Annotated in this window: 3 protein-coding genes and 2 pseudogenes; 4 read left to right on the top strand and 1 reads right to left on the bottom strand. The window is 43.4% G+C overall.

Annotated elements, in window-relative coordinates; all coding sequences use genetic code 11:
• Nucleotides 1-50: 50 nt before the first annotated feature.
• The 4 genes and pseudogenes from DY78_RS12625 to DY78_RS16865 all read left to right on the top strand — a co-directional run.
• Nucleotides 51-3089 (top strand): annotated as a pseudogene (locus DY78_RS12625) (type I restriction endonuclease subunit R); the annotation flags it as partial.
• A 13-nt stretch (nt 3090-3102) separates the two neighbouring features.
• On the top strand, nt 3103-4725 hold the full coding sequence (locus DY78_RS12630; RefSeq protein WP_024626325.1) for a type I restriction-modification system subunit M: 1623 nt from the start codon (nt 3103-3105) through the stop codon (nt 4723-4725).
• Nucleotides 4715-5935, top strand: coding sequence for a restriction endonuclease subunit S (locus tag DY78_RS12635; RefSeq protein ID WP_024626324.1), 1221 nt, complete (start codon nt 4715-4717; stop codon nt 5933-5935). Before DY78_RS12630 ends, DY78_RS12635 begins: the two co-directional genes overlap by 11 nt.
• A gap of 212 nt (nt 5936-6147) precedes the next feature.
• Nucleotides 6148-6210 (top strand): putative holin-like toxin, encoded by a 63-nt coding sequence (locus tag DY78_RS16865; RefSeq protein WP_230083882.1) that lies wholly within the window; start codon nt 6148-6150, stop codon nt 6208-6210.
• A 155-nt stretch (nt 6211-6365) separates the two neighbouring features.
• Here the strand turns inward: DY78_RS16865 and DY78_RS12645 are convergent.
• A pseudogene (locus DY78_RS12645) lies at nt 6366-7295 on the bottom strand (ImmA/IrrE family metallo-endopeptidase); the annotation flags it as partial.
• Nucleotides 7296-7419 lie beyond the last annotated feature (124 nt).

Genomic DNA, 7419 nt, shown 5'->3' on the forward strand with positions numbered 1-7419 from the left:
GCTGATCTTTTTTGTCCGAACAGCGTTCGGATTAATTTTACAATCTACCAAATAACAATAACTATGCTAAATTACAGGGGCGTCCCTTAACTGATACTGAGTTTAATCAGGTTAAACGGGCAATTGAAGTCCGAACACCTTACGAAGCGGCTAAATTACTAGCTGCCGAAAATGGCATTGGCAAAGTTGAAGTTGAACGTGATGATGCTAAGCTGGGCACGGTGACGCTTGAGTTGTTCTGGAAAGCGGACGTCGCCGGCGGTAAATCTAGTTATGAAGTGGTCCGACAAGCAGTACGACCAAGGTTAGCTGGTACTCAAGATGTCGATCCTGATCGCCGGTTTGACGTAACCCTATTGATTAATGGGTTACCCTTAATTCAATTGGAACTAAAAAAAGCCACGGTCGAACTTAACCAGGCTTTTAATCAAATTGAAAAATATGCGCAGGAAGGTAAATATACGGGGATTTACTCGCTGCTGCAAATGTTTGTGATTATGACGCCGGATAGTACGGCGTATTTCGCGAATGCCGAACCGGATCATTTTAATAAAGCTTTTTTGTTCAATTGGCGGACGCGGGATAATCACCCCGTGGAAAACGGCTTAGCGTTCACGCGCCAAGTCCTTAATATTCCCATGGCCCACAAAATGGTCAGTGAATATACGGTCATCGACCAAGAACGTCAGAGCTTAATTCTCTTACGGCCTTATCAGATTTATGCGATTGAAGCCGTGATGCACCGGATTCATGACCATCAAGATGGCTTTGTTTGGCATACCACGGGTTCTGGTAAAACACTCACCTCATATAAAACCGCTAAATTAGCGGCGCAAGATCCTGGTGTCGATAAGGTCATCTTCTTAGTTGACCGGCGGGATTTAGATGAACAGACAACTAGCAACTTTAGTGCCTATGCCGCCAATGATGATATTGCCATTAACGAAGCCCAAAATACCGGTGATTTAATGCGTAAGTTGCAACAAAATGACGGTAAGGTCTTGGTTACCTCGATTCAAAAACTCCATCGGGCGGTCAAAAAAACGCAAGCCCAGTTGGAAACCGGTAAGCAATCCCGCTTTAGCAAGACTTTAAAACAACGGGTAATCTTCTTTGTTGACGAAGCCCACCGGTCGCAGTTTGGTAAGATGCAAAAGGAAATTCGGGCAGCGTTTGTCAATAGTAATTGGTATGGTTACACCGGCACCCCCATCTTTAATGAAAATAAGAAACAGCTCAAGGGTGATCTAGCGGTCACGACTGAGGAGCTATTTGGTAAAGTCTGTCACGTTTATAACTTGCGAGATGCCTTAGAGGACCAAGCCGTGTTACCGTTTAACGTCGAACACGTAACAACAATTGGCAAAGATACGTTAATAACCCGGGCCCTCGAGAAAGAAACCCAGCGCGTCAAAGCACGTCGCGATAAGCAAGGCCGCCTGCTGAGTACAGCTGATGAAGCAAAAATTCGAGCCAAGATTCAAGCGATGTCAGTGAAGGACTTGGAAGAAACGTATTTAACTCCGGCTGACTTTGAGACCGATGAACATATTAACCAAGTTGTTCAATATATTTTACAAAAAGGCCCGCGTAAAACGAGTTTGGGTCATGGCAACTATAATGCTATTTTGACCACCAGTTCCATTGAAATGGCGCAACGCTATTATCAAGCCTTTAAGGCCGCTAAAAGGGCCACTCACAATCAGCTAGATCCTGATTGGCCCCGAATTGCGATTACTTATGCATTAAGTGAAAACGAAGATCAGAGTGCGCAAAAACATGACCAAATGGCCACCATTTTAAAAGATTATAATCAGCAGTATCACACTAATTTTGATTTAACTGATTTGAATCTCTACAACGAAGATGTCGCGAAACGGGCCGCCCGGCGTGAGGCGGTCTTTGCTCATTTACCAACGGATCAAGAAATAAATTTAGTGATTGTCGTCCGCCGTTTATTAACAGGCTTTGATGCCCCTCGGCTAAACACGCTCTTTGTTGACCGCACCTTAGCCTATCAAGAACTTATTCAAGCCTACTCACGCACCAACCGGCTCCAAAACCGGGAATTAAAACAAGAAGGCCAAATTGTGACCTTTCGGGTACCGGCAATCATGGAAGCTAATGAACGTGAAGCTTACAAGTTATATAGTGGCGAAGGCTCTTTTAATGTCATCATTCGTCCCACTTATCAGCAGGCCGTCTTAAAATTTCAAAAGGCTGTGGTGGACTTAAAAGCCATTGCCCCAACGCCGACGGCGGCCGATGACCTGAAAGGAACCACTGCCAAGGTGCAGTTTGTGAAAGCCTTTCGCCAAGTGAATCAACAATTGAACTCACTATCGATGTACAACGATTTTACTTGGAAAAATAGTGAAAAGGCCTTTGGTATCGCTCAGCCCGAAGTAGAATCCTATACGGGTAAATATCTGCGGATTAAAGCGGCGGTTACTAACCAAGAGCCTGAGAAAGTCCCCGAAGAATTAGCTGCCTTAGACTTTTCCCTAGCCGTTGGTTCAGTCGTCTTGGTGGATTATGATTATTTGACGCAATTAATTCAAGATTGGATTGATGAACAGCAACAGTACTCGACGCCTGATCAAGCCCAAGCGCATATGACGGATTATCTGCAAAATAGTGCCAAAGTACAGGCTAGTTTGAATAAATTGGCGGAAACGCAACCGCAACAGGCCCAGTTAATTCGCGAAGCCATGCCTTATATTGAGCAACAAATGCAACAGTCTCAGCAACAGAGTGACCAAAATCAAGCGCCAGTAGCGTTGAATGCTCGGGAGTTGGTGGCTGATTACGCCCAGAGACAATTGGTCAAAAAAACGTCGGTCTTTGCCCACACGTGGGGCTTAGATCAAGCAGCCCTATTACGGGTGGCACGTGAACACACCGTGGGTACTGATGAATGGCATCATGAACAAGAATTAACGCAGTCAGCGAATTTAGCAGCGGCCTTACAAGCTCAAACTGCCGCTGGGCCGAAGATTCCAGCTATTTTGCCACTATACCGGATTAAGTCCCAGGCCGCTTGGCGGCAGTTTATTGAACACGATTTAGCAATTTATCTACAAAAATAAGTGAGGTTAAACAATGTCAGAAAAAACAATGCAAGCTAGTCAACTTGAAAGCGCCCTATGGAATGCGGCCGATGTCTTACGCGGGAAAATGGACGCTTCTGAATATAAAAATTATTTATTGGGGTTAATTTTTTATCGGTTTCTATCTGAGAAAACCTTAACGACCTTTAGTGATTGGGCAGGCGAAACCGAAAATGTCACTCAGAAATATGCTCAGTATATGGATCCGCAGTTTGAGTTGGAAGGCGTCTCAGTGCAGCCCAGTTTAGTGGAGTATTTGCAAAACACGCTCGGCTATTTAATTCAACCCCAAGCGTTGTACACCACCCTGATTGGCAAGATTCAAGCCCATACTTTTGCGTTAGACGATTTATCTCAAGCACTTCATGATCTGGAACAGTCGACACAAAATCTATCTTCAGCGCAAGACTTTTCGGGCTTGTTTGCCGATGTGGATTTAAGTAGTAATAAATTAGGCAGTTCTTTACAACAACGGAATCAAACTATCAGTGATACTATGTTAGCTTTAAATGCGATTGATCTTATCCATCATCAAGGCGACGTCCTAGGTGACGCCTATGAATACTTAATCGCGCAATTTGCCAGTGATTCCGGTAAAAAAGCGGGTGAATTTTATACCCCGCGGCAGGTGTCCGACATTATTGCCCAGATTGTGACCTATCAGCGCAATGCAGGTGATAACCAAGTGCGGACTATCTATGATCCAGCAGTTGGTTCTGGTTCGCTGCTGTTGAATGTGGGACAACATGTGCAAGAGCCCAGTTTAGTGAGTTATCACGGCCAAGAACTGAACACCACGACCTATAACCTGGCCCGGATGAACCTCATGCTACATGGAGTCTCGTATGACGATATGCACTTACGCAATGGTGACACGTTAAGTAAAGATTGGCCGGTTGACGAACCTTACTTATTTGACGCGGTCGTTATGAATCCGCCCTACTCGGCACACTGGGATAACAGTGACAAACGCTTGTCTGATCCCCGTTTCCGCGACTATGGCGTCTTACCGCCTAAATCTAAAGCCGACTTTGCCTTCCTACTACATGGCTTTTATCATTTGCAGGAACATGGGACTATGGGCATTGTCTTACCCCATGGCGTGCTATTTCGGGGGGCTAAGGAAGGTAAGATTCGTCAAAAGCTCCTGTTAGATAACCGGATTGATGCCATTATTGGACTGCCCGCCAACATCTTTCATTCCACTGGTATTCCAACGTTAATCATGATTTTAAAAAAACACAAAACCACTGACGACGTCTTGTTTATTGATGCGTCCCGGGAATTTGAAAAGGACAAGAATCAAAATAAGCTAACGGCAGCCAATATTCAAAAAATTGTGACCACTTATCAAAACCGGCAAGATGTCGATAAATATGCTCATGTGGCCTCACCGGCGGAAATCAAGGAAAATGATTATAATTTAAATATTCCGCGCTACGTTGATACGTTTGAACCGGAACCCGAGATTGATCTGGACCAAGTTAAAGCTGATCTAAAGCAACTAGACCAGGAAATCAGTCAGAATGAACAAGCCTTTAATGAATTAGCTAACCAGTTAGTGGCCACCCAGGTGAATGACCAGTCAAAACCGGAGGCTCACAATGAAGAATAACCAAGCTAAATATCCGCAATTAAGATTTAAAGGCTTCACTGATCCTTGGGAAAAGCGTACTTTAGGCCAAACTACAACCAAAGCCAAATCATACTCATTGTCACGCGATGTGGAACGTGATCATGAAACTGGATACCGTTATATCCATTATGGTGATATCCATACTGGAGTTGCTGATATTGTTACAGAGCACACCAAGTTGCCAAATATTGAACCAGCTAATTACGATGAACTCAGAGTTAATGACTTAGTAGTTGCTGACGCTTCTGAAGACTATCAGGGAATCGCTGAACCAGCTGTTGTTGGTGGTTTACCCACGCAGCACCTGGTGGCAGGACTTCATACTATTACTCTGCGCCCCAGCTCTGCGAACTCCCTGTATCTTTACTATCTTCTCCACACCGACTCTTTTAAACACTTCGGCTACCAAATGGGAACTGGATTAAAGGTGTTTGGAATTAGCTGGTCGAATCTTTCAAAATTCACCTTCATGATTCCTTCTCGACCAGAACAAGAAATGATTGTTAGACTCATCGAATCCGTTGACAACCTGATCGCAGTCAACCAGCGTAAGTTATCTAAGCTTAAGGAACTTAAACAGGGCTATTTGCAGAAACTATTCCCTAAAAATGGTAGCAAGTTCCCGCAATTAAGATTTGCAGGGTTTGCTGACGCTTGGGAACAGCGTAAGCTTGGGGACATTGTCGTATTTTTGAACGGCAGAGCATATAAACAAGCAGAATTATTGGATTCTGGTAAATACCCTGTACTCCGAGTTGGAAATTTTAACACAAATGATAAGTGGTACTACTCTGATCTGGAGTTGCCGGCAAAGAATTATGCAGATAAGGGAGATCTTCTTTACACGTGGGCAACAGCATTTGGACCGCATATTTGGAAGGGTCCAAAAGTTATCTATCACTATCACATCTGGAAAGTTGAAACAACGAGTGATATTTCAAAAAATTTTGCTGTTCATCTCTTGGACGCAGATCAAGCTCAAATGACAAACAGCTTAAACGGTTCCACGATGGTTCATATCACCAAGGGAACCATGGAGAACAAGATAGTTACGATCCCAGGCATTTCTGAGCAACGCAATATGGCGAGACTACTAGATCAACTTGATTGCACTATCGCTCTTCATCAGCGTAAGCTTGAAAAACTCCAAGAACTTAAAAAAGGGTATCTACAAAAGATGTTTTGCTGAGCTTAATTTGATCAAATTTAGGATCCTATGAAACCCCATGACTTAATTTTTATTGTGCTTGGTCAACACTTAATTCACCTGTATAATGGATTACGCAGGAAGTTTTAAGGGCGGTGGCTGTCTTTTTCCTTGCGAGGTGAGGCCCATGGGAACATGGAATAATCTTCAGGAAAGTTTCACAGTCAATGAGCGTCTTCCAGACACTCTCGTTGATGTTGCTGTTTGCAATGTTTATTTTAGCGTTGCTAACATACATCGACAAAAGGAACAAATAAAAAAGCCGCCCTGCGTAACTTTGGCTAGGTTACAGGGTGACTCAACTATCATTTCTTAACTAATGCCACCGCCTTTGAAGCGGCTTGCGCGGGAAGTCTTGTTAGCGCAAGACTTCCTTTTTCTATTACATTATAGCATGACCTTTAAAAACTGGCTAACGTTTTAGACTTTGATCAAGTTCGGATTCGGGTTGTTTGATCTCCGGATTCTGTTCAGCAAATGCTTTCAGTTGTTTTTGAGTTCGATCACTAATTTCTTGGTGCACATCGTTTAACTGGTTTTTAAATTGCGCTTTCTGTTGTGGACTAATTGCTTGTTGAACTTGTTGTTGCAAGCCTTGATATGACTGATTAAGATCCTGGGCGGATAGCTTTTTTTAATCATGCTCAGGCTCTTTTGGTGCTTCTTGTAAGCCTAATTGTTTGGTTAAGCCATCGCTAAGCTCAATCACTTTGTTGCTCACTTGCTGGATCTCACTTAAAGCACTATGGATTACAGTTTTATCTTTAGCCCAGGTAGCCACATAACCGAGGGAGTAGTTACTGGTATCAACGCCAATATTTTGCATGGCAACATACGCAACCGCTTCGGCTTGGGTTTCCTGATAGGATCGTGGGCGATCTTTAAAGGCTGATTTTAACCCGTGTAGCTGACTATGCGCATATTCATGATATAACGTCTTTAGTTTTAAAGCATTATCTGGTTCATCACTACCAATAACAATTTCATTAGTGCTGGGTTGAAAATATTCCTTAGCCCCATTTAGCGTTGCTAAAGGCACTTCACTGACTTGAAGATCGGTTTGTTGGTTTAAATAATCTTTGAACGCGTTATACAAGCTCGTTACATTCTGATGATCAGCCAAGTTTTCTTTGACAAAATCCTTAGCGCTTAACACTGGTTCACCGCTAGTTTGTGACACATCAAAGACAGGTAGATAACGATAACCGACAACGGCCCGCTCATCGGTGGTATCAAGACGCTTTTGCTCGGCTGGTGTTAACTTCTTAATAATCGGGGCTGCAATCCGAATGGCTTTTGCGCCCCGGTTGACGGTGCGGTTAAAAGTTGTAGTCTGATTTTTTCTCATAGTTAAATGCTTTCCAGATGTTCTTTCAATCGTGATAATGACAATAGCCTGCTTACAACTAGTTATGTGGTAGATTGTAAAATTAATCCGAACGCTGTTCGGACAAAAAAGATCAGCT

Origin of the sequence: Lactiplantibacillus fabifermentans DSM 21115 (assembly GCF_000498955.2) — a bacterium.
GTDB lineage: Bacteria > Bacillota > Bacilli > Lactobacillales > Lactobacillaceae > Lactiplantibacillus > Lactiplantibacillus fabifermentans.

What these genes read in the sequence shown, in the direction of transcription:
- DY78_RS12630 (WP_024626325.1), top strand. Translation starts at nt 3,103, where the DNA reads ATGTCAGAAAAAACAATGCAAGCTAGTCAACTTGAAAGCGCCCTATGG.
- DY78_RS12635 (WP_024626324.1), top strand. Translation starts at nt 4,715, where the DNA reads ATGAAGAATAACCAAGCTAAATATCCGCAATTAAGATTTAAAGGCTTC.